Here is a 21,720-nt window from a genome sequence, read left to right as displayed (position 1 = left end):
GCAGTGTATCACAAAGCGCCATGCCAAAAAACCTTTAGCGGAAGCTCAATGCCCCGGTCAGGTCGCCCGGCGGTGTGGCGTGGTTGGCTGCGAACGCCTCGTTGCGCGTTTTGAGTCCCTGCAGCAGCGGCAGGCCGTGCAGGCGCGTGATGAAGCGCAGGATCGACGTGGTGTCGTAGAAGCTGTGATCGACCTGGCCCTTCTTGGAAAATGGCGAGATGACGATGGCCGGAATGCGCGAACCCGGGCCCCAGCGGTCGCCCTTGGGCGGCGCCACGTGGTCCCACCAGCCGCCGTTTTCGTCGAACGTGATCACCACCACCATGTTGTTCCATTGCGGTGACTTTTTCAGGTGCTCGATCACGTTGGCGATGTGGGCGTCGCCCGACTCGATGTCCGAGTAACCGGCGTGCAGGTTCAGGTTGCCCTGCGGCTTGTAGAACGTCACGGCCGGCAGCTTGCCTGCCACCGCTGCGGCGATGAACTTGTTCGAGATCGGGCTGTCACCGAGGCCGCCGTCGCGCAGGTGCTCGGCGCGCGCGGCGGTGCCCGGCGCGAACTGCTTGAAGTAGTTGAGCGGCTGGTGGTGGAACTGGAAGTTCGGCCTGCTGCCGCCGCCCTTGCTGTCGAGCGCCGCCTGCCAGCCACCGCCGTACCACGCCCAGCTCACGCCCTTGCGCGAGAGCAGGTCGCCGATGGTGTCATAGGTTTGCGGCGGCAGCGTGTTGGCGTCGGCCGGATCGGCAGCCAGCGGGTCGCCGTCGTAGGCGGGACGAATATAGCTGGGCTGGTACGGTGGTGCCATGGTGTTGACCACGTAGCCGTCGGGCGTGATGGCGCCGTCGTTGACGAAATGCGGTTTGCCGTCCAGTGCCGATTTGGGCGAGTCGGGCGCGGTGGCCAGGCGCACGCCCTGCGGGCCGTCCGCCAGTACCGCGATCTTCTTCCTGGCGGCGGTGTCGGCGGCGTTGAAGTATTCGTTGGCGCGGCCGGTGACCAGGAACTGGTGGTTCATGTACGAGCCGCCGAAGGCCGCCATGAAGAAGTTGTCGCACAGCGTGTACTGGCGCGCGATCTGCCACAGGTTGAGGTTTTTCGACGTCTCGCCGTAGTGACCCATCACCAGGCCGCCGCTGTCGGCCCACGCGGCAAAGCCGTCGTTCTTGCCGCCGTTGATCTGCATCTGGTTGTTATAGAAGCGATGCACCAGGTCACGCGTGATGATCGCCTCGGGCAGCGGCTTGCCTGCGGTGTCGCTCAATTTGAAGGGCGCGTTGGGCAGGTCCTTGATCTGGTCTTCCTTGATCAGGTAATCGGTGCCGCCGATATTCTGCTGCTCGGGCACCATGCCGCCCCATACCTTCGGCAGCACGGGCAGCACCGAACCATCGCGGTCGCGCTGCACATAGGCGGCGGCCGGCACGTCCGACAGCGGCGCGGCGGTGCCGGGGAAGTTGGCAAACAGGTTGTTGAAGCTGCGATTTTCCAGGTAGATCACGACCACGGTCTTGACGTTGGCCTTCAGTTTGGCGTCGAGCGAGCCCCTGGTGACGGCCGGCTTGCTGGCCGCTTCGGCCATCATCGGCAGGGTGGTGGCGATGCCGGAGGCGGCAGCGGCCTGGAAAATGCGCCGGCGCGAAGGGCTGGCGGGGGCATCCTGCTGCGCTGCGGTTTGTGCGGGTCCCGGTTGCTTGTCCTGATCGTTCACCGTCTGCTCCTCGAATGACTGAAAGCAGCGATTGTGACAGTTCTGGATGAGTTTGGATATGTGCCGGGTTTCATCTTGCAAGGTCGTAATGATGAAAGCGGGAGCCCAATGCAAAAACCGTTGATCTTCTGATGAAAATCAACGGTTTGCTGTATCTGGTTGCGGGGACAGGATTTGAACCTGTGACCTTCGGGTTATGAGCCCGACGAGCTGCCAGACTGCTCCACCCCGCGTCTGAGGCATGAATTATATACAGGTTCAGCCAATTGTGCAAGGACCGCTTTTAACGCTGCCCTTGGGCAAGTGATCAGGCGGCCGCCAGGCGCCACAGTGACGTCACCTCGGCGGCGCGTGCCTTGTGCAGCGGGTCGCTGGCATCGGCGGCGCGCGGGTGGGTGGGGCGCACGTCGATGCGGTCCACCACCTTCAGGCCGGCTGTCTCTATCCACGCCAGCAGTTCGGCGCGCGGACGCAGGCCCAGGTGCTCGGCCAGGTCGGACAGGATCAGCCAGCCTTCGCCACGCGGCGCCAGGTGGTCGGTCAGGCCGGAGAGGAAGCCGCGCAGCATGCGGCTCTCGGGATCGTACACCGCGTGTTCGATGGCCGAACTGGGGCGGGCTGGCACCCATGGCGGGTTGCAGACTATCAGCGGCGCGCGGCCTTCGGGGAACAGGTCGGCGACCTTGAGCTCGATCCGCTGTTCGAGTTCAAGTCGGGTGATGTTCTCGCGGGCGCAGCTTAGCGCGCGCGGGTCCTGGTCGGTGCCGATCACGCGCTTGATGCCGCGCTGCGCCAGCACGGCCGACAGCACGCCGGTGCCGACGCCGATGTCGAACGCCAGCGAGGTATCTTGGGGCAGCGGCGCCTCGGCCACCAGTTGCACATACTCGCCACGCACTGGCGAGAACACGCCGTAGTACGGGTGGATGCGCGCGCCCAGCGCCGGTATCTCGACGCCGGTGCGGCGCCATTCGTGGGCGCCGATGACGCCCAGCAGTTCACGCAGCGACGCGACGAACGGTTCTTCGAAGCGGCCGTAGGCTTCGTTGCACGCCAGTTGCACGTCCGGCGCGCGGCGCAGCGGCAGCGTGTAGCCGTCTTCGAACGGCAGCAGCAGCATGGCCAGGGTGCGGGCGCGCTGTGATTGGGCCTGGCGGTGCAGGTGGAAGGCTTCGGTCGGCGTGGCCGGGGCTTTTGCCGGCTTGGTTTTCTTGGCCGGTTTGCTTTTATGGTCGGCGCGGCGGGCCAGCGCTTGCAGCAGCTGGCGCGCGTTCTGGAAGTCGCCGCGCCACAGCAGGGCCGTGCCTTCGCATGCCAGGCGGTACGCCACGTCGGCATTGGTGCGGTCGTCGGCGATGACCACGCGCTTCGGTGGCGGCATGCCGGCCTCGGAGCGCCAGCGGGCGGTGTGCTGCACGCCGTTTTCCTCCCAGTGGATCTGCTGTGGCGTTGGGGAGGTAGAGGTATTTGCGGACATGGCGGGCGATCGGTAAAAGTAATAAGCGGATGAACCAGGCAAGGCACGCAAAAAACGCCGGCGACGCGTTGCGTTCATCCGGCGTTGGCGTGCATCGTGCGTGAACCTGGTGCGTGATGCAGGTGCGTGACACGGTGCGTGACACGGTGCGTATTATACCGGGCCGCAGGCGTGGGGATATCGAGGCCGATTCCGGCCAGCCGGTTGGCTGATGGCGGGCCCCTCCGAGGGTGCGGGTAGCGGGCCGTGGGCGTGCGGCGTTTAACTGGCCGGAGCGTCCGGCTTTGCTGCAGCAGCCGTTTCCAGCACGGGCGCCTCCGCAATCGCTTCCGGCGGCGCCTTGACCGGCATCGTCACGTCGTCCACCGGCGCCTGCTCGCCGTAGGCGGCGGCCGATTTGGCCTTGTCGGCTGCCGACGGCATCGTGTAGGTGTCGGCGTTTTTGCTATCGACCAGGTTGAGCAGGCGCAGCGACAGGCCGCGCAGGGTGTTGCGGTCGATATTGTCGCTGGCCTGGTCGGACTGGTCGGCGCTGCTGGCCAGGGCCGATTGCAAATCGCGGCCGATCAGCTGGAACAGGTCGGCCAGCGTGCCCGGGAAATCGATATTCGGCACCTTGACGGTGGGCAGGTCGGCGAGGTTGCCGTTCTGCGGCTTGGCGTCGGTCTTGTCGGCGGCCGGTTTGCCGGTCTGGCTGCCGGCAGCGACGTCGAGCTGGAACTCGTACTTGACTTCCACCTCGAAATCGAACTTGCGGCCATCGGCAGTGGTGATGGTGCCCTTGCCGATGAAGTGCGAGCTGTCGGACAGGCTCAAGCCGGCCAGGGTGCGCACGCCGTTGGCGTCGGACGTCTGCTGCACCCCCATGGCGATGCTGGACGAGGCTTCCAGGCTGGCCGAATCGAAATCGATGGTGGCGCCCTTGGCGTCGTCGCCGAACAGCGCCTGGGTAAAGCTGTTGACGAAGTTCTGCGCGAAATCGACCGTGGCATTGCCCAGCGAGGCCACGCGCTGCTGCATGTCCAGCGCATTGCTCGACAGCTTAGACAAGCTCGACGCTGTCCCCGCCTGTTGGGTGGCGGGGGTGTTGGCGGGCTTGCCGTCGGCCCGGGGCGCGACTGGAGTGTAGTTGGCCGGCAGGTTGCGGGCGCCGAGTGCGGGGATGGTGGCCATGGCAGCTTCCGTTTGATAATACTTCTATAACGGCCGCACGTGACGGAACTTGAGGGCTTGCAGTTTTTTTAATGAAATCAGTGGTGGTGGGTCCAGCCTTCCGGCGCGGCCAGGTACGACGCCACGGCGTCTTTCTGGCCGATGGCGTGGTGCTTGACTTCACCGCAGGCGCACACGCCCAGGTAAGGCTGGATGTGCGAGCAAGCCGACACTTTTTGCAGGCGGACCTGGACGGCCTTGGCGCATTTTGCGCATTTGAAGGTGAGGGTGCGTGGTGCTTTTAACATGATTGATCTGTGCAGGTTGGCGCGAAAGGCGCGATTTTATCACTCACGCCGTGACATCGATGGTGGGCGCCGCGCCGGGGGCGATGCTGTAGCCGCGCTGGACCTTGTCGCCGGTCGCGCCATCCTGCCTGGCCAATTCGGCCCTGGCCTGGGCCGCCATCTGCTGCGCCTGGGCGGCCACTGCGCGATCGGCCCCGGAAGGATCGGCCGGCGCGGAAGCCGCCGCCTGGATCGACGCCGCGCGGGCGATGGTTTCCTCGGGCGTGGCGCCGGGCGACGTATCGATCTGGACCTCGCCGCCGATGGCGTAATTGACGCCGTTGGGGCCGCGCTGGTAGGTGTAGGTGGCGCCGGAGATGGCCAGGCCGCCGGCTGCGGCCAGGTGGGCTTGCTCGTGCTGGCGTACTTCGGTGTCGCGGGCCTTGAGTTCTTCCACCACTTTGAGCGCTTCGGGCGAAAGCGTGGTGGTGCTCGATTCCTGTGGTGCCGTGTTCGACTGGGGCGCAGGCGCGTCGGCGCGCGCCGCAGGCGTAAAACGCTCGGGCTGGCTGACGGCGGGGCTGACAGTGATGGCGCCTATGCTCATGGTGAACTCCCAGGCAGGAGCTCAAATCATAGCATGGTTATATTTACACCACGCTGATGGTGCTGCGCCCGCCGGCGGCCGGTTGCACCAGGATCTTGGTGGAGATCCGCTCCGTCATCTCCTGCACGTGCGAGATCACGCCCACCTTGCGACCCATCGCCTGCAGGCCGTCCAGCGCATCCATCGCCACCCGCAGGGTTTCCGCATCGAGGCTGCCGAATCCTTCGTCGATGAACAGCGACTCCACCCGCACCCGGTTCGACGACAGCGAGGCCAGTCCCAGCGCCAGCGCCAGCGACACCAGGAACGATTCGCCGCCCGACAGCGAATGGACCGAGCGCATCTCGCCGCCCATGTCCTGGTCGCGCACCAGCAGCGCCAGCGAAGGGCTGGCCGGATTCTGGATGCGCTCGAGCTGGTAGCGGCGCGACAGGTGGTTGAGGTGGGCATTGGCGTAACCGAGCAGCACGTCCAATGTGAACTGCTGGGCGTAGTTGCGGAACTTCTTGCCGTCGGCCGAGCCAATCAAATCGCTCATGCGCGACCAGCGCTGCTCGATCGCCTCCTGCTGCGCGATCTCGGCCAGCATCGATTGCGAGCGCTGGCGCTTGGCGTCGTCCTGCGCCAGCGCCAGTTGCACGGCGGCGGCGCTGTCCTGGGCGGCTTTGCGTTCGGCCAGCAGGGCGTTGAGTGCGGTCGCCAGCACGGCTACTGGGGCCGCTGGAGCTGCCACCGGGTCGGCCGTTGCATCGGCCGCTGCATCGGTATCCACATCGGCAACGCGCGCTGGCGGCGCCGCCAACTGGTGCTGCGCGCGCTGGCGCTGGCGTTCGGCCAGCACCGTGGCGGCATGGTCGGCGGCGCGGTCGATTGCGGCCAGCGCTGCGCGTTCGGTGTCGATGGCGGCGGCGGGCTGCGCCAGCAGTGCGTGCAACTGCTCGAGATCTTCCACCTCGGCACCGGGTTCTCGTTGCCGGAAGTCGGCCAGCCATTGCACCAGTTGCCGGCGCGCGGAATCGGCCGCCGTGCGCAGGGCAGTCAGGCGGTTGCCGGCCTGGGTTTGCGCCTCGTCGGCACGCACGCGTGCTTGCGCGGCCTGCTGCGCTTCGTGCTGGCGGCTGGCCAGCCGCGCGCGCGCCTGTTCGATGGCGGCGGCCAGCAGGCGTTCCACCGCGCCCACTTCGCGCCCTTCCCATAGCGCCATGCGCTGGTCCTGCGTTTCCCTCAGTGCGGCGTCGGCCTGGGCGTAAGCGTGGCGCACGCCCAGCGCATCTTCGCCGGCGCGGCTGACGGCGTCGTGCAGCGCTTTCATTTCTACATCGAAGGTGGCCAGCGAGGTGCTGCGCTGGTCATGGGCGTCGCGCTGCGCCAGCCATTGCCGGCTCTCGGCCTGGCGCGCCTCGTAAAAGCGCGCCGGCGCTGCGCTCCAGTCGTCCTTCCAGTCATCGTTGGGCAGGTCGCCGCCGGTAAAGGCCGGGTCCAGGTCGGCCAGCAGGTCGGCCAGGGTGATCATCACTTCGCCGCGCTGGTCTTCCAGCGCCTTGGCTTCGGCAGACGCTTGCGCCAGCGCGGTGCGGGCCTGGGCTGCCGTATCGTTCAACTGCTTCATCTCGGCCGCTGCCGCTTCGTAAGCGGCTTGAGCCTGGTCGCGCGAGGCGCGCGCCGCGCTCAGTGCGCGGTCCTGCTGCTCGATCGCCTGCAGGTTGGTGCGGGCGGTGTCCAGTTCGGCCGCGAACCAGTCGCGGCGCAGGTGCTCGGCCGGTGGCGGCGCCGGGCCGTCATCGGCCAGCAAGGGATGGTCGCGCCAGGCGGCGCTGGCGTGTTCCAGCGCCTGCGCTACATCACCGGCTTGCGCTGTCAGCGCAGTCAGTTGTTCGCCACTGGCCTGGACGGTGGCGCGTTGCACCGCCTGCTGGCTGACGTTGGCGTCGAACTGGCGGCGGCAGCGCGCCACTTCCGCTTGCAGCGTATCGAGCATGCCCCGCTGGGCCGGGTCGTTGTGGCGGTACGGGTGGTCGTGGGCGCCGCACACGGGGCAGGGCGCATCGGCGGTGAGCGCGGCGCGCAGCTTTTCCACGGTTTCGCCCGATGCGGCTTGCGCCAGCGCCAGCGAGCGTTCGGCTTGGGTGAAGGCGGCAGCCAGGCCGGCACCTTCCTGCTGCGCCGCCGCCAGCAATTGTTCGGCGGTGGCGATGGCGGTGCGCAGTTGCTTGCCCTGGGCGTCGAGCTGGGCGTGGCGCTGCTGGCGCGCATCGAGTTCGAACCACAGCTTTTCGCCACTGGCCAGCAGCTCGCGATGCTGCTGCCAGCCGCTGCGCGCGGTGTGCAATTGCTCGGCGTCGAAGGCGGCCAGTGCGGCGTTGGCGTCCTGGCGCCGTGCTTCCAGGGTTTCAAGCACGGTGGCCGACTTTGCCAGCCTGGCGGCCGCTTGCGCCTCGTCGTCGCGGTGGGCCTTGGCGGCGCGCTGCACGCGGGCCAACTGCTCGTTCAGACGCTCGGCCTGGCCGGCGGCATGGCCGGCCTGCACGAACAGCACATCCCAGCGTTCCCACGACTGCGCCAGGGTTTGCCATTGGCGGTGCTGCGCCAGCCACGTGGCGCCGGCTTCCACCTGCGCTTCCAGGCGGCGGCGTTCATCCTGCCGCGCTTGCAGTGCTGCCCTGGCGGTGGCCTCTGCCTGGTTGGCTTTCTCGCAGGCGCTGGACGCCTGGCGCCACGCCGGCAGCATTGCTTCCACGCGGGCGTCGAGCGCCTTGGCCTGGTCGAGCTGTGGCCCGGCCGTGCGCTGCGCGTTTTCCGCTTGCTGCACCTGCACGGCGGCCTGCTCCTGGCTGGCATTGGCGCGGTCCAGTTGCAGCGCGGCGTCGGCCATGGCCTGGGCGCCGGCAGCCAGCGCCGCTTCGGTGGCGGCGATGTCGGCGTCGATGCGGGCGATGTCATTGGCCAGCGGTCGCGCCGCCTGCACGGCCACCAGGTTGGCCAGGGCGGCGCGGCGCGGGGCGGACGCCGCCACGTCCGCAGCCGTTTGCTCGCAGGCCTGGCGCGCGGCCAGTTCGTCCTGTTCCAGTTGCTCGGCCTGGCGATGCCAGCGCAGTTCCTGTTCCAGGTCGGCCTTGCGCTGTTCCAGCACGTGCAGCGCTGCGGTGGCGGCTGCCGCCTGCGCTTCGATCTCTGCGCGTTCGTCGGCGGAGAGTGGCTTCTGGTCGGCCAGGCGTGCGTTGAGCTTTTGCAGCGCCTGTTGTTCGAGCTTGGCGCGCTCGAACGCGCGCATCGAGATCTCGGTATAGACGGTGCTGCCGGTGAGGGTTTCCAGCAGTTCGCCGCGTTCGTTGTCCTCGGATTTGAGAAAGGCGGAAAACTCGTTCTGCGCCAGCAGCACGGCGCGCGTAAATTGTTCGAACGACAGGCCGATGCGGCGTTCGATCTCGCCTTTGACTTCGGTCTTGGTGGCGCCGATCGGTTGCAGCGCCGGCAGCAGGTGCAAGGTCATGGCGGTCGGTTGCAGCGCGCCTTCCACCCGGGTGCGCGAACGGCGCACGCTCCAGCGCGCGCGGTATGCCGCGCCGTCGTTGCCGATGAAGTCCACCTCGGCGTAGCCATCTGCCGTGCCGCGCCGCAGCAGCGTGCGGGTATCCTGCGTGGACACGGTCTCGGTGCCCACGTCGGCCAGCATGCTGCGGCCGGACACCTTGAGCAGCCGTGGCGTGTCGTCGTACAGTGCCAGGCACAGGGCGTCGAGCAGGGTGCTCTTGCCGGCGCCGGTGGGGCCGCTGATGGCGAACAGGCCGGTGGAGGCGAGCGGTTCCTGCTCGAAGTCCACGGAAAATTCTCCGGCCAGCGACGCCAGGTTTTTACCGCCGATGCGCAAAATTCTCATGGCAGCATCAGCTCCGCAAAGGCGCTCAACTGGTCGGGCGGCGCCTGGTTGCCGAAGCGCTGCTGGTACAGCTGGCGGAAGATGTCGTCGGGTTTCAGCTGCTCCAGGCGGTCGAGCGTCATCACTTCCGCATCCACTGCCGATCCGCGCGCCGCGCTCGACGTTTCGATCTTTGCCAGCCGTACCGGCTTGCCATCCAGCGCCGCCTCGATGCGGGCGCGCAGGCCCGGCTCGGGCGCATCGAGCCGCACGCGCACTTCCAGGAACGGCTGTTCTTCGGTCGGTGCGTCCGGCACATCCAGTGCCGCCAGTTCTTCCAGCACCTGTGCGATCAATGCCGGCCTGGCGGGCACGCGCAGCAGTTGCACTGCGCGCGGAATCGCAATCGGCGCGATCTCGCGCACCGCATCGCCATCGAGGTCGATGCGCAGCACCTGGTGCTGGTAGCCTACCTCGGCGAACGACAGCGGGATCGGGCTGCCGCAGTAGCGGATGTGGTCTTGCTTGCCCACCGCCTGCGCCAGGTGCAGGTGGCCCAGCGCCGCGTAGGCGATGGCCGGATCGAAGATCCCGGCCGGCAGCATCTCGGTGCCGCCGATGACGATGCGGCGCTCCGAGTCGGCCGACATCTGGCCATCGACCATGTGGCAGTGGCCCATGGCGACGATGGCCTGGCCGGGCTGGCGCCTGGACAGCGCCAGTTCCAGGGCTTGCTTGTACAGCAGGGCGATGCCGGCCAAATAGGGATCGGCTGCGTTCTCGGAAGGATAGTCGTGGGCGGTCTTGCGCGGCACATCGCCCGGGCGCAGGAACGGCACCGCCAGGCACCATGCCTGCACCGAGCCGTCGGCGCCAGTGAGCGGCAGCACCAGGGCATCGAGGTCGATGGCGCCATCGGCGTGGCGCTGCACGGCGCCGATCACCCGGGTGCCGTGCGCTTCGAGCAGCGGACCCGGTGCTTCCAGCCGGCCCGGCGAATCGTGGTTGCCGCCCACGACCACCAGGTTCAGGTGCGGCATGCGCTCCTTCGCGCGTTGCAGGAAGCGGTACAACTGCTTTTGCGAGGCCGACGAGGGGTTGGCATTGTCGAAGATGTCACCGGCGATCAGGAGGGCGTCCACGCGCTCGGTCTCGATGGTATCGAGCAGCCAGTCGAGGAAGCGCTGGTGTTCGTAATGACGTTCGAAATTGTGCAGGGCTTGGCCCAGATGCCAGTCGGAGGTGTGCAGCAGACGCATGAATTAAGAATAAACAACCGGGAAAAACACAATATAGCGCATCCGGGCCGCAAGCCAGCCTAAAATATCGCGTGTGCCGGACGTTCGGCAGTGCGCAGTTACCCGAGTAAAGGATCGATCTTGAACAACACCGGTACGGTGGAAACACCATGAGTTTGCCCCCAGCGCCTGCCCGCCTGCTCGGCGCCGACGGCCAGCCGCTGCTGGGCCGCTATGCCGGGCAAACCGGCCAGATCGACTGGACCGGCCTGGCGCCGCCGTTCGCGCATGGCGCGCTGTGGCGCCGCCTGCACCACAAGCGCTGGCATTACGTGGCGCTGTGCACCGAGCGCGTGTTTTGCGGCGTGGCGATCGTCGATCTGGGCTGGACCAGCACCGCGTTTGCCTATGCGTTCGACCGTAACGACGGCGACATGCTGGCCAATTTCTCTGCCGATGGCCGCCTGGGCCGGCGCGGCCGGGTGGCCGACCACTCGGGCGGTGCCAGCTATTTCGAGTCGGCCAAGGGCCGCATTGCACTCGAACCGTCGGGCGCGGCCAGTTTCAGCTTGTCGGTCGCTTGCGACTACCTGGAAATCGACGCCGAATTCGGTCCACCCAATGCGCCGCTGCTGCTGGCCGTGGGCGCGGTGGCCGGCGGCGCGGTCCATTCCACCCAAAAATCGTCGGGCATGCCATTGACCGGCGAAGTGCGCACCTGGCGCGAGGAATACGACCTGGCCGGGGGCGTGGCCAGTTTCGACTACTCGAACGGCCTGTTGGCGCGCAATACCGCGTGGCGCTGGGCGTCGGCGCACACGCTCGATATGGGCTTCAACCTCCAGGCTGGCTACTTTGGCGCCAACGAGAACGCGCTGTGGCTCGACGGCCAGGTGCACGCGCTGGCGCCGGCCCGCTTCCTGTACGATGCCAAGGATCCGCTATCGACCTGGCATATCTTTACCGAAGACGATTTGCTCGAACTGCACTTCACGCCCGAGGGGGCGCGCCGCGACAACCGCAAGAAACTGGTCGCGGCCACCCGCTTTTTGCAACCGGTCGGTACTTTCACCGGCTGGGTGCGGGGCACGCCGGACGAACCGAAGCGCATCGTCACGCAGATGATGGGCGTGACCGAGGACCACCGGTCGCGCTGGTAGCAACCCTGGTAGCAGCATATGAAGAGGGCCACATGAGCATCAAGCATCTCGACCGGTTGTTGGCTCCTCGATCGGTGGCCGTGATTGGCGCGTCGAACAAGCCGCACCGCGTGGGCACCCGCGTGCTGGCCAACCTGGCCGCCGGCGGCTTTGTCATGACCGGCGCCATCTGGCCCGTCAACCCCAAGTACACCGAATTGCGTGGCATGGCTTGTTACCCGCGTGCGGCGGCGCTCCCCGAGGCGCCCGACCTCGCCATCATCTGCACGCCGGCGGCCACCATCGCCGGCCTGATCGAGGAACTGGGTGCGCGCGGCACCCGCGCCGTGATCGTCATGACGGAAGTGAGCGGGCGGGCGCAGCGCCAAGCCCTGCTGGCCGCCGCACAGCCGTACCAGCTGCGCATCCTGGGACCGGGCAGCATTGGGCTGCAAGCACCGGCGGTGGGGCTGGACGCCAGCTTTAGCCATTTGCGGGCAGGCGCGGGCAAACTGGCGTTCGTCTCGCAATCAGGCGCGCTGGCAGGGGCGGTGCTGGACTGGGCCGGCCAGCGCGGCATCGGCTTTTCGCAGTTCGTCACGCTGGGCGACAACGTGGACATCGATTTCGGCGACCTGCTCGACTACCTGGCCGCCGATGCCGCCACCGAGGCGATCTTGCTGTGCGTGGAAGACCTGCGCTCGGCGCGCAAGTTCATGTCGGCCGGACGGCTGGCGGCGCGCGCCAAGCCGGTGATCGTGTTCAAGTCGGGGGTACGGCAGGATCTCGATGATGGCGCCGACCTGGTGTTCGACGCTGCCATCCGCCGCGCCGGCATGCTGCGCGTGCACTCCACCGAAGACCTGTTCGATGCCGTGGAAACGCTGGTGCGGCGCCGTCCGCAACAAGGTGAGCGGCTGGCGGTGCTGACCAACGGCGCCGGCCTGGCGGTGATCGCGGCCGACGCGCTGGCAGCCGGCGAGATCCGTCCGGCGCCGCTCTCCGGTGTTACGCGCAAACGCCTGGGGCAGCAGGGCATGGCGATCGCAGTCAATGCTGGCGCCCATTCGGCTGCTGACTCGGCGATCAACCTGCCGGCTGACGCGCCGGTCGAGCTGTATGTCGCGGCGGCAGAGGCGCTGCTGGCCGACGACCAGACCGACGCGCTATTGCTGCTGCATGCGCCCACGCCGATGGTGGCCGCCGACGCCATCGCGCAGGCCCTGGCGCCGTTGTTCCAGGCGACCGGCCGCAATGTGCTGACATGCTGGCTGGGCGGCGCCTCGGCAGCCCGGGGGCGGCGCCAGTTTGCCGACGCTGGCCTTGCCACTTTCGACACGCCGGAAACAGCGGTCCATGGCTTTTTGTACATGGCGCAATACCGCCGCAACCAGGCCTTGCTGATGGAAGTGCCGGCCGGCGTGCCCGGTACCGCAGCGCCACCGCGGGCGGCGGCGCGTTCGCTGGTCAAGGCGGCGCTGGCGGCCCACCGTGAGGAGCAGGAAAAGAACAAGGAACAGAACAAGGAAAAGAACAAGGGAACGGTGATACTGAGCGACGACGAGGCGCGCAGCCTGCTGGCCGCGTACGGCATCGCGTTGGCCACACCGCAGCAGGCCGCGCTGGCCGGCCATACGCCGGCGGCAGTGCGCATCGAGATCGGTATCGACCGGGTGTTCGGGCCGGTGGTGTTCTTCGGCCAGGGCGGCCCGGCGGCCGACGTGTCGTCCGGCCTGGCGGCCGACCGTACCGCCGGGTTGCCGCCGCTGAACATGGTGCTGGCGCGCGACATGGTGGGCCGCACCCGTATCGCGCGCCTGCTGGCGCAAGGCCAGACCGCCGCCGACGCCGAAGCGCTGGTGCGCACGCTGGTGCAGGTGGCCGACATGCTGACCGATCTGCCGGAACTGGCCCAACTTGACCTCAACCCGGTGCTGGCCATCGGCGGCGCGGTGGTGGCGCTGGGCGCGCGACTGCAACTGGCCGCGCCGCGCAGCCGCCGAACGCTGGCGATCCGGCCGTATCCGCAGGAGCTGGAGCAAACGGTGGCGTGGGGCGGCGGCGAAATCGTGCTGCGGCCGATCCGCCCCGAGGACGCGGCCCAGCACCAGGCCTTCTTCCACGCGCTCGATGCCGACGACGTGCGGCTGCGGTTTTTTACCGCCATGCGCGAGCTGCCGCCGTCTCAACTGGCGCGCCTCACCCAGATCGACTACGACCGCGCCATGGCCTTCATCGCCACCCGGCCCAACCCCGTTGCCGCTGCCGGCGGCGGCGCCGAAACCCTGGGCGTGGTGCGCGCGGTGATCGATCCCGCCAATCAGAGTGCCGAGTTCGCCATCATCATCCGCTCGGACCTGAAGGGCCAGGGACTAGGCTATATCCTGTTCGGCAAGCTGGTCGATTACCTGCGCTCACGCGGTACTGCCGAGATCGTTGGTGATGCGCTGGCCGAGAACCTCGGCGTGCAAAAAATGGTGCGTCATTTCGGCGGCGTGGTTTTGCCGCACCAGGAAGCTGGAATGGTGCGGCTGCAACTGCCATTGCAGTAGATTTCGCTTTTTGGTTGTTATATATTGGCTACTAATTCATGCACTGTCTTGGGCCGGGTTTGTCCTGGGTCAAGGCATTGGTGTCGGAATTATTTACACTTTCTTCTTCCGCTCTCGCTGTCTCGCCATGGGCGCGCAACTTCAGTTTTGGGAGTCAGAATGTTAACAGCCACATATACCCTGGTCGCGCTGTCGGTGGAGCAAGCCAGCGTCCGCCTCAGTCTGCAATCGTTCCAGCAATACGTCCGTAATACCTTGCTGCAGCAAAACAGCATCACGCTCTCGCAGCTCGAATTCGCTTGCGAATCTCTGCACAAGCTCTACCAGGCATGTCACTGGCGCAAGACCGAAATGTATTTGATCCCCGCGCTGCGCCAGACCACCGAGCGCGCCGACCACCTCTTAGACGAGCTGAACCGCTTGAACCAGTCAGCGCTCACCGCGATTCGCAACCTGCAGGAAAAGATGGGCATTTTTGCGGGCATGCAGGACTTCCGCGTCGAACAGGTGTGCGACAGCATCGAAACCTTTTGTTCGTCGATGTTGAAGCGGCTGGAAAAAGAAGAGCAGGAACTGTTTGCGATTGCCCGTGCAGCGTTTGCCGGCGATACCTGGTTTTCCATCGCCAACCAGCTGATGATGCACGACAAGCACCTGGAAGAGATGAAGCGTTGCGCGCCGGCAGCCGTGGCGCCCCGTGCTGCGGCCAGGCAACTCACCGACGCGCAGATCACGATTCCTGGGCTGCAGGTATTGCCGATCGTCGAGGAAGACGCCTCCGATGAAACGTCACCCCGCACCGGCCCGGTCCGCGTGCGGCCGGCGGCGCGTCATGGCCTGCTTGACGAAGCCCTTGCCAAATAAGAAGCTCATGACCCGATACGGTCCCGAATCGTACGCCCGCCGGGCAAATTCTCCCTGCTTTGCTATGATGGTGGTTTCTCCCACCTCCATAGCGCCCCATGTTCGATTTCATCTTTAAGCGCACTACAGCCCAAACCCAGGCCACGCCCAATGCTCCGGGCGCAGCGGAGACGGGCGCTGCCGCGTCTGCGGCTGCGGATTCGACCAGCCGCCGTGACGAGCAGGCGCAACGCGCCGCCGCGCTGGCGGGTGACGAAGCTGGCGCCGTGGCCCTGATCCTGCAAAGCGAATTTGCCGGCGTGCGCCTGGCCGCTGCCGAGCACGTGCAATCGCAGGCCGCGCTGGAACAGGTGCTGGCCGCGATGCGCAACACCGACCGCCGCGTGGCCAAGCTGATGCAGGGCCGGCTCGACGCCATCCGCTACCAGCAGGCCGAGCTGAAAAAAGCCGAGGCTTGCCTGGACCAGGCGCAGCGCCTGCTCAAGGAAGAAAAACTCACCCCCAACCAGGTTGCCGAACTCGACCGCCAGTGGGCCATCACGTCGGCGGTGCCGGCCGTGGCCGAGCCGTACGCGGCCGCCCGCGCGGCGCTCGGTGCTCGGTTGGAGGCACAGGTCGCGCTGCAACGCACGATCATCGACGCCATGGCCGTGGTGCGCCAGCTGCCGGACGCCGGATTGCCGGCGGACCAGGCCGAGCAAACGCTGGCGCGCCACGCTGCCGACCTGGCCGACTACCAGCAGGCGCCCGAGCACGCGGCGCTGCCACGCCATTTGCTGTCCGATTACAACCAGGCGATCGAGCAGGCGCGCACCGCGCTGTCCGCTGCCGCCCGCCAGGCGACGGCTGCGGCTGCGACTCCTGCAACTCCTGCACCTGCCGCTGGTGTAGCCAGTGCTGCCGGCGCCACTGCTGCGCCAGCCGGTGCCGCTGACGCCGGCGCCACTGCGCCAGCCGCCACCGATGCCGCAACCGATCCTGCAGGCAATGCCGGCACCGATACCTCAGCACCGGCCGCACCCCCGGCCAAAAAGGAACGCCCACCGAAACCCCAGCAATCGAAGGAAGTAGAAAAGAAATTCCTCGAAACACTGGAAGCGATGGAAGCTGCCCTCGAGCAAGGCTCGCTGCACGCCGCCGCCGAGCACGACAAGTGGCTCAAGGATCACAAGATTCGCCTCTCGCAACAGCAGACCGACCACCTCAACCACGTCCGCGCTCAACTCAAGCGCCTGGCCGACTGGGCGCGCTGGAGCGGCAATGTCTCGCGCGAAGAACTGGTCAAGGCAGTGGAAGAGTTGCCCGCGCAGGGCCTGTCGATGAGCGAACTGGCCCAGAAGGTGGGCAGCATGCGCGAACGCTGGAAGGAACTCGACGCCGTCTCCGGCCACGCGCCCAAGGGCCTGTGGGAAAAGTTCGACGCCGCCTGCACCGCCGCCTACGCGCCGGCCGCCGCCCACTTCAAACACCTGGCCGAAGAACGCCACGCCAACGCCGCCAAGGCCCAGGCCCTGATCGATGAAACCCTTGCCATGGCCGAAGCCGCCGCCGGTGGCGCCGACCTGAAGAACGTCGCCGCTGCCGTGCAGCGCCTGCGCCAGGTGTGGGGCCGGCTGGGCGCCATCGACCGCAAGGAAAAGCGCAAGCTCGACCAGGCCTTCGACAAGGCCCTGGCGCACATGCAGGCGCCGCTGTCCGAGCAGCGCAAGATCGAAGCGGCCAAACGCGAGGAGCTGATCGCCGAAGCCGAGCAGTTGCAGCCAGCCGACCGCCACACGCTCGACAAGCTGCGCCGCCTGCAGGAACGCTGGCAGGAACTGGCCAAGGCGCTGCCGCTCGAGCGCAAGATCGAGCAGGCGCTGTGGCAGCGCTTCCGCAGCGTGTGCGACGCGATTTTTGCCAAGCGCAAGGAAACCGCGCACGCCGCCGACCACGAGCGCAAGGCCCACCTGCATGCGCGTGAGGACATCTGCAAGACGCTGGAAACAGCCACCTTCAGCGGCGAAGACAAGGCGCAACTGGCGGCCATCGCGCAAACTTTGCGTGACGCCCAGTCGGCGTGGAATGGCGCCGGCGTGGTGCCGCGCGCAGCCGAGGCCCGCATCAACGAGCGTTACCAGGCCGCAGTGGCCAGTGTGCAAGCGCAGGCCGACGCCATCAAGCGCCGCGCCGGCGCCGCCCAGGCCAATGCACTGCGCGACAAGCTGCGCCTGGTGCAGGCGCTGGAACAGTCGATTGCAGGGCACGGCGAGCAACTCGATGCCGATGCCTGGCAAGCGCGCTGGACTGCGCTACCACCGTTGGGCGGCGATTACGACAAGGCGCTGCAAGGCCGCTTTGCCGCCGGTGTGACCGCGCTCGAAGCCGGCCGCGAAGCGTACGCCAAACAGCTGGAAGCCAATCGCACCAAGCTGCTTGACGAAGTGCTGAGGCTGGAAATCGTGGCCGGTGTCGATTCCGGCGCCGAGTTCGCGCGCGAACGCTTGAAAATGCAGGTGGAAGTGCTGCAATCGTCGCTCAAATCGGGCCAGAAGCCGCTGTCGGCCACCGCCGCGTACCTGCAACTGTGCGCGATGCCGGCGCTGGCCGACGACCGCACGGTCAGCCGCATCGAGCAGCTGCTGCGCCGGATCGGCGGTTCGGAGCGGGCATGAGTCTGAATGACGTCCGGATCCAGGCCGAAGACTTCGACCTCACCACCGAGGTGGCGCGCCTGCGCGCCGCCAACCCGAAGATCGGCGCGGTGGTGACGTTCGTCGGCGCCGTGCGTGATTTGAACGAGGGCGCGTCGGTTGCCGAGATGGAGCTCGAGCACTACCCGGGCATGACCGAGCAGTCGATCGCCGCCATCATCGAGCAGGCGAAATTGCGCTGGCCCACCTTCGGCGCGCTGGTGATCCACCGCGTGGGGCCGCTCAAGCCGCTCGACCAGATCGTGCTGGTGGCGGCCACTGCCGCGCACCGGGGCGAGGCCTTTGCCGCCTGCGAATTCATCATCGATTACCTGAAGACCGAAGCGCCGTTCTGGAAGAAGGAAATCACGCCAGGCGGCGCGCGCTGGGTCGATGCGCGCGTCAGCGACGACGCGGCGCTGGCCAAATGGCAGGGGGCTGCCTCAGCCTGATGTTGTCTGAAGTATCTTGCCGCTGCCCTTGAAAATGTGATCGTACAACCCTATCTGTGCGCTAACCTAAATCTATCGGAGCATCACCATGCGGCAAGATAAACTCACCACCAAACTCCAGGAAGCGCTGTCGGACTCGCAGAGCCTGGCAGTGGGCAACGACAACCAATACATCGAACCAGCACACCTGCTGCTGGCGCTGCTGAACCAGGATGACGGCAGCGCCCGTTCCATCCTGCAGCGCGCCGGCGTCAATGTCGGCGGCCTGACCAAGTCGCTCAAGGATGCGCTCGACCGCAAACCCAAGGTTTCGGGCACGGGCGGCGATGTCCAGGCCAGCCGCGAGCTGGTCAGCGTACTCAACCTGGCCGACCGCGAAGCGCAAAAACGCGCCGACCAGTTCATCTCCAGCGAAATGGTCCTGCTCGCGCTTACCGAAGACAAGTCCGACGCCGGCACCCTGGCCCGCGAAAGCGGCCTGACCCGCAAGGCGCTGGAAGCGGCCATCGACGCCGTGCGCGGCGGCGGCAAGGTCGATTCGCAAGAGGCCGAAGGCCAGCGCGAGGCGCTCAAAAAATACACCTTGGACCTGACCGAGCGCGCCCGCGCCGGCAAGCTCGACCCGGTGATCGGCCGCGACGACGAAATCCGCCGCGCGATCCAGGTGCTGCAACGCCGCAGCAAGAACAACCCGGTGCTGATCGGTGAGCCTGGCGTGGGTAAAACCGCCATCGTCGAAGGCCTGGCGCAGCGCATCGTCAACAATGAAGTACCCGATTCGCTCAAGGGCAAGCGGGTGCTGGCGCTCGACATGGCCGCGCTGGTGGCTGGCGCCAAGTATCGTGGCGAGTTCGAAGAACGGCTGAAAACGGTCTTGAAAGAATTGGCCATGGACGAGGGCCAGACTATCGTCTTCATCGATGAAATGCACACGATGGTCGGCGCCGGCAAGGCCGATGGCGCCATGGACGCGGGCAATATGCTGAAACCGGCGCTGGCGCGGGGCGAGCTGCACTGCGTGGGTGCCACCACGCTCGACGAGTACCGCAAGTACATCGAGAAGGATGCCGCGCTCGAGCGCCGCTTCCAGAAAATCCTGGTGGACGAGCCGAGCGTGGAAGACACGATTGCGATCCTGCGCGGCTTGCAGGACAAGTACGAGCTGCACCACAAGGTCGCCATTTCGGACGCCGCCATCATTGCGGCGGCGGAATTGTCGCACCGGTACATCACCGACCGCTTCCTGCCCGACAAGGCCATCGACCTGATCGATGAAGCGGCGTCGAAAATCAAGATCGAGATCGACTCCAAGCCCGAGGTGATGGACAAGCTCGAACGCCGCCTGATCCAGCTGAAGATCGAGAAGGAAGCGGTCAAAAAGGAAAAGGACGAAGGCTCGCGCCGCCGCCTGGACCTGATCGAGGAAGAGATCGAGCGCCTGCAACGCGAACTGAACGACTACGAGGAAATCCTCAAGGCCGAAAAAGCGGTGGTGCAGGGCAGTACCCATATCAAGGAAGAGATCGAGCGCATCAAGCTGCAAATGGAGCAGGCCACGCGCGAGAGCAACTGGCAGCGCGTCTCGGAACTGCAATACGGCCGCCTGCCCGAACTCGAAGCGGAACTGAAGCAGGCGGAAACGGCTGCGGCCAACGGCGTGTCGCTGGAAAAGAACACGCCGCCAAAACAGCGCCTGCTGCGCACCGAGGTGGGCGCCGAGGAGATCGCCGAAGTGGTGTCGCGCGCGACCGGGATTCCCGTTTCGCGCATGATGCAGGGCGAGCGCGACAAGCTGCTGCACATCGAGGAAAAGCTGCACGAACGCGTGGTGGGCCAGGACGAGGCGATCAATGCCGTGTCCGACGCCATCCGTCGCTCGCGCGCCGGCCTGTCCGATCCGAACCGGCCATATGGTTCGTTCATGTTCCTGGGACCGACCGGCGTCGGTAAAACCGAGCTGTCGAAGGCGCTGGCCGGCTTCCTGTTCGACACCGAGGAGTCGATGATCCGCATCGACATGAGCGAATTCATGGAGAAGCACTCGGTCGCCCGCCTGATCGGCGCGCCGCCCGGCTACGTCGGTTACGACGAGGGCGGGTATCTGACCGAAGCCGTGCGCCGCAAGCCGTATAGCGTGATCCTGCTCGACGAGGTGGAAAAAGCCCACCCGGACGTGTTCAACGTGCTGTTGCAAGCGCTGGACGATGGCCGCATGACCGACGGCCAGGGCCGCACCGTGGACTTCAAGAACACGGTGATCATCATGACGTCCAACCTGGGTTCGCACAAAATCCAGGCGATGGAAGATTCCGATCCGTCGGTAGTCAAGTTGTCGGTGATGGCCGAGGTGCGATCGCACTTCCGTCCGGAGTTCATCAACCGGATCGACGAGATCGTGGTGTTCCATGGCCTCGACGAGAAGAACATCGGTGCGATTGCCAAGATCCAGCTGGCGATCCTGGAAAAACGCCTGGCCAAGATGGAAATGGCGCTCGAAATCACCGACGCCGCGCTGCAAAAGATTGCCGAGGCGGGCTACGATCCGGTGTACGGCGCGCGTCCGCTCAAGCGCGCGATCCAGCAGCAGATCGAAAATCCGCTGTCCAAGCTGATTTTGCAAGGGCGGTTTGGTCCGAAAGACGTGATTCACGTCGATGCGGAAAACGGCGAGCTGACGTTCAAGTAACAGGTAGCGGCTAACAGTCAGCCGCAGAGCCGTCATCCCCGCGCAAGCGGGGATCCATAGACATGCTGCGCCGTCGAGCAAACACTGTTCAACGGACGCATGGATCCCCGCGTTCGCGAGGATGACGGAGCTCCGTACAACTTAGCTAAAAAACGCCGTCGGCGTACTGCCGAACGTCTTCTTGAACATCGCCGAAAACGCCGACTGGCTCGCATATCCCAGCTGCGCGGCCACCTGCGACAACGGCATCCCGCGCGCAATCAGCGGCGCCGCGTGCGCCAGCCGCACCTGCTGGCGCCACTGCACGAAACCCATCCCCAGCTCCCGCTCGAACAACCGCGTCAAGGTCCGCTCCGACGCGCCTACGCGCCCGGCCCAGTCCTGCAAGGTCAACTCCACGCCCGGGTCATCGATCAGCGCATCGCACAGCGCTTTCAGGTGCTTGTCCACCGGCAGCGGCACCCTCATCGGCCGCACCGCGCAGCGCGTGACTTCGTCGAGGATTGTTTCGCTCAGCAGCCGTTCGCGGTCCGACTGTTCGTTCTCGTCGTGTTGTTCGAGCGCGGCAATCAGCTCGCGCAGCAGGTTCGAAACATGCACCACCTTGCAGTCGTCGCCGGCAAACGGCGAGCGGCTGGCGTGGACGAATACGGGCCGCAGCAGCGTCGGTTCGAGCACCGTCACCGTGTGCTCCATGTTGGGCGGAATCCAGATTGCCCGCTGCGGCGGCACGATCCAGCTGCTGTTGTTGGCGGTTACCCGCACCATGCCCTGCATCGCATACGTGAACTGGCCGTACGGATGGTGGTGCGGCAGCAGCACCGCGTTGGCGGCCAGGTTGCGCCCGGCAATGGTGACCTGGCGCTCCGGCGTGGGATAGACGCCGTGGCGGTCGAACCGGGTATGCGTGACGATGGGGGCTGGCATGGCGGCGAGGTTGTGGCGGATTTGCGCTAAAAGATGTCGTTCTATCTTAAATCCGACGGCGCGGTTTCACCTACACTGGCGTTTCAAAATAACAACAGGAGCG

General features: G+C 66.3%; 14 protein-coding genes and 1 tRNA gene. 6 read left to right on the top strand and 9 right to left on the bottom strand.

The window, feature by feature from the left end:
• Window positions 1-34: 34 nt before the first annotated feature.
• The 8 genes from DUPY_RS02790 to DUPY_RS02755 all read right to left on the bottom strand — a co-directional run bounded on the left by DUPY_RS02790 (window position 35) and on the right by DUPY_RS02755 (window position 10,346).
• The gene (locus DUPY_RS02790) at window positions 35-1,708 is read right to left on the bottom strand and encodes an acid phosphatase (RefSeq protein ID WP_070246189.1); all 1,674 of its coding nucleotides are present in this window, start codon (window positions 1,706-1,708) and stop codon (window positions 35-37) included.
• A gap of 156 nt (window positions 1,709-1,864) precedes the next feature.
• Window positions 1,865-1,941, bottom strand: a tRNA-Met gene (locus DUPY_RS02785).
• Between the two features lie 74 nt (window positions 1,942-2,015).
• Window positions 2,016-3,185: a 50S ribosomal protein L11 methyltransferase gene (locus tag DUPY_RS02780; protein ID WP_070246187.1), complete on the bottom strand. Its 1,170-nt coding sequence runs from the start codon at window positions 3,183-3,185 to the stop codon at window positions 2,016-2,018.
• A gap of 261 nt (window positions 3,186-3,446) precedes the next feature.
• A complete protein-coding gene (locus DUPY_RS02775) occupies window positions 3,447-4,358 on the bottom strand; it encodes a hypothetical protein (RefSeq protein ID WP_070246185.1) in 912 nt (303 codons plus the stop codon).
• Between the two features lie 77 nt (window positions 4,359-4,435).
• The gene (locus tag DUPY_RS02770) at window positions 4,436-4,645 is read right to left on the bottom strand and encodes a hypothetical protein (RefSeq protein ID WP_056153853.1); all 210 of its coding nucleotides are present in this window, start codon (window positions 4,643-4,645) and stop codon (window positions 4,436-4,438) included.
• A gap of 43 nt (window positions 4,646-4,688) precedes the next feature.
• Window positions 4,689-5,231: a putative metalloprotease CJM1_0395 family protein gene (locus DUPY_RS02765; protein ID WP_070246183.1), complete on the bottom strand. Its 543-nt coding sequence runs from the start codon at window positions 5,229-5,231 to the stop codon at window positions 4,689-4,691.
• 43 nt (window positions 5,232-5,274) lie between these two features.
• A complete protein-coding gene (locus tag DUPY_RS02760; protein ID WP_070246182.1) occupies window positions 5,275-9,108 on the bottom strand; it encodes an AAA family ATPase in 3,834 nt (1,277 codons plus the stop codon).
• Window positions 9,105-10,346, bottom strand: a complete 1,242-nt coding sequence (locus DUPY_RS02755) for an exonuclease SbcCD subunit D C-terminal domain-containing protein (RefSeq protein ID WP_070246180.1) — start codon at window positions 10,344-10,346, stop codon at window positions 9,105-9,107. Before DUPY_RS02755 ends, DUPY_RS02760 begins: the two co-directional genes overlap by 4 nt.
• A gap of 149 nt (window positions 10,347-10,495) precedes the next feature.
• Between DUPY_RS02755 and DUPY_RS02750 the strand changes: the two genes are divergently transcribed.
• The 6 genes from DUPY_RS02750 to clpB all read left to right on the top strand — a co-directional run bounded on the left by DUPY_RS02750 (window position 10,496) and on the right by clpB (window position 20,690).
• Window positions 10,496-11,485 carry a DUF2804 domain-containing protein gene (locus tag DUPY_RS02750; protein WP_070246178.1) on the top strand — a complete coding sequence of 330 codons (990 nt, stop codon included), beginning with the start codon at window positions 10,496-10,498 and terminating at the stop codon, window positions 11,483-11,485.
• 32 nt (window positions 11,486-11,517) lie between these two features.
• Window positions 11,518-14,016: a bifunctional acetate--CoA ligase family protein/GNAT family N-acetyltransferase gene (locus DUPY_RS02745; RefSeq protein WP_070246176.1), complete on the top strand. Its 2,499-nt coding sequence runs from the start codon at window positions 11,518-11,520 to the stop codon at window positions 14,014-14,016.
• A gap of 159 nt (window positions 14,017-14,175) precedes the next feature.
• Window positions 14,176-14,880: a hypothetical protein gene (locus DUPY_RS02740; protein WP_070246174.1), complete on the top strand. Its 705-nt coding sequence runs from the start codon at window positions 14,176-14,178 to the stop codon at window positions 14,878-14,880.
• Window positions 14,881-14,978: 98 nt separating this feature from the next.
• The gene (locus tag DUPY_RS02735) at window positions 14,979-17,534 is read left to right on the top strand and encodes a DUF349 domain-containing protein (RefSeq protein ID WP_070246172.1); all 2,556 of its coding nucleotides are present in this window, start codon (window positions 14,979-14,981) and stop codon (window positions 17,532-17,534) included.
• Window positions 17,531-18,004, top strand: coding sequence for a molybdenum cofactor biosynthesis protein MoaE (locus DUPY_RS02730; RefSeq protein WP_070246170.1), 474 nt, complete (start codon window positions 17,531-17,533; stop codon window positions 18,002-18,004). Before DUPY_RS02735 ends, DUPY_RS02730 begins: the two co-directional genes overlap by 4 nt.
• An 88-nt stretch (window positions 18,005-18,092) precedes the next feature.
• Entirely contained in the window at window positions 18,093-20,690 is a 2,598-nt protein-coding gene (gene clpB / locus DUPY_RS02725; protein ID WP_070246168.1) for an ATP-dependent chaperone ClpB, read from the top strand.
• A 141-nt stretch (window positions 20,691-20,831) separates the two neighbouring features.
• Here the strand turns inward: clpB and DUPY_RS02720 are convergent, their stop codons facing one another.
• Window positions 20,832-21,617, bottom strand: coding sequence for a helix-turn-helix transcriptional regulator (locus DUPY_RS02720; RefSeq protein WP_070246166.1), 786 nt, complete (start codon window positions 21,615-21,617; stop codon window positions 20,832-20,834).
• Window positions 21,618-21,720: the final 103 nt, after the last annotated feature.

The sequence above is a fragment of the Duganella phyllosphaerae genome, assembly GCF_001758785.1.
GTDB lineage: Bacteria > Pseudomonadota > Gammaproteobacteria > Burkholderiales > Burkholderiaceae_D > Rugamonas > Rugamonas phyllosphaerae.
The sequence above is the reverse complement of the archived record's forward strand: the minus strand, read 5'-3'. Positions and strand labels throughout refer to the sequence as shown.

Excerpts from the sequence above, each read along its gene's own strand:
- DUPY_RS02780 (WP_070246187.1), bottom strand. The coding sequence starts at position 3,185 with ATGTCCGCAAATACCTCTACCTCCCCAACGCCACAGCAGATCCACTGG.
- DUPY_RS02775 (WP_070246185.1), bottom strand. The coding sequence starts at position 4,358 with ATGGCCACCATCCCCGCACTCGGCGCCCGCAACCTGCCGGCCAACTAC.
- DUPY_RS02770 (WP_056153853.1), bottom strand. The coding sequence starts at position 4,645 with ATGTTAAAAGCACCACGCACCCTCACCTTCAAATGCGCAAAATGCGCC.
- DUPY_RS02765 (WP_070246183.1), bottom strand. The coding sequence starts at position 5,231 with ATGAGCATAGGCGCCATCACTGTCAGCCCCGCCGTCAGCCAGCCCGAG.
- DUPY_RS02760 (WP_070246182.1), bottom strand. The coding sequence starts at position 9,108 with ATGAGAATTTTGCGCATCGGCGGTAAAAACCTGGCGTCGCTGGCCGGA.
- DUPY_RS02755 (WP_070246180.1), bottom strand. The coding sequence starts at position 10,346 with ATGCGTCTGCTGCACACCTCCGACTGGCATCTGGGCCAAGCCCTGCAC.
- DUPY_RS02750 (WP_070246178.1), top strand. The coding sequence starts at position 10,496 with ATGAGTTTGCCCCCAGCGCCTGCCCGCCTGCTCGGCGCCGACGGCCAG.
- DUPY_RS02745 (WP_070246176.1), top strand. The coding sequence starts at position 11,518 with ATGAGCATCAAGCATCTCGACCGGTTGTTGGCTCCTCGATCGGTGGCC.
- DUPY_RS02740 (WP_070246174.1), top strand. The coding sequence starts at position 14,176 with ATGTTAACAGCCACATATACCCTGGTCGCGCTGTCGGTGGAGCAAGCC.
- DUPY_RS02735 (WP_070246172.1), top strand. The coding sequence starts at position 14,979 with ATGTTCGATTTCATCTTTAAGCGCACTACAGCCCAAACCCAGGCCACG.
- DUPY_RS02730 (WP_070246170.1), top strand. The coding sequence starts at position 17,531 with ATGAGTCTGAATGACGTCCGGATCCAGGCCGAAGACTTCGACCTCACC.
- clpB (WP_070246168.1), top strand. The coding sequence starts at position 18,093 with ATGCGGCAAGATAAACTCACCACCAAACTCCAGGAAGCGCTGTCGGAC.
- DUPY_RS02720 (WP_070246166.1), bottom strand. The coding sequence starts at position 21,617 with ATGCCAGCCCCCATCGTCACGCATACCCGGTTCGACCGCCACGGCGTC.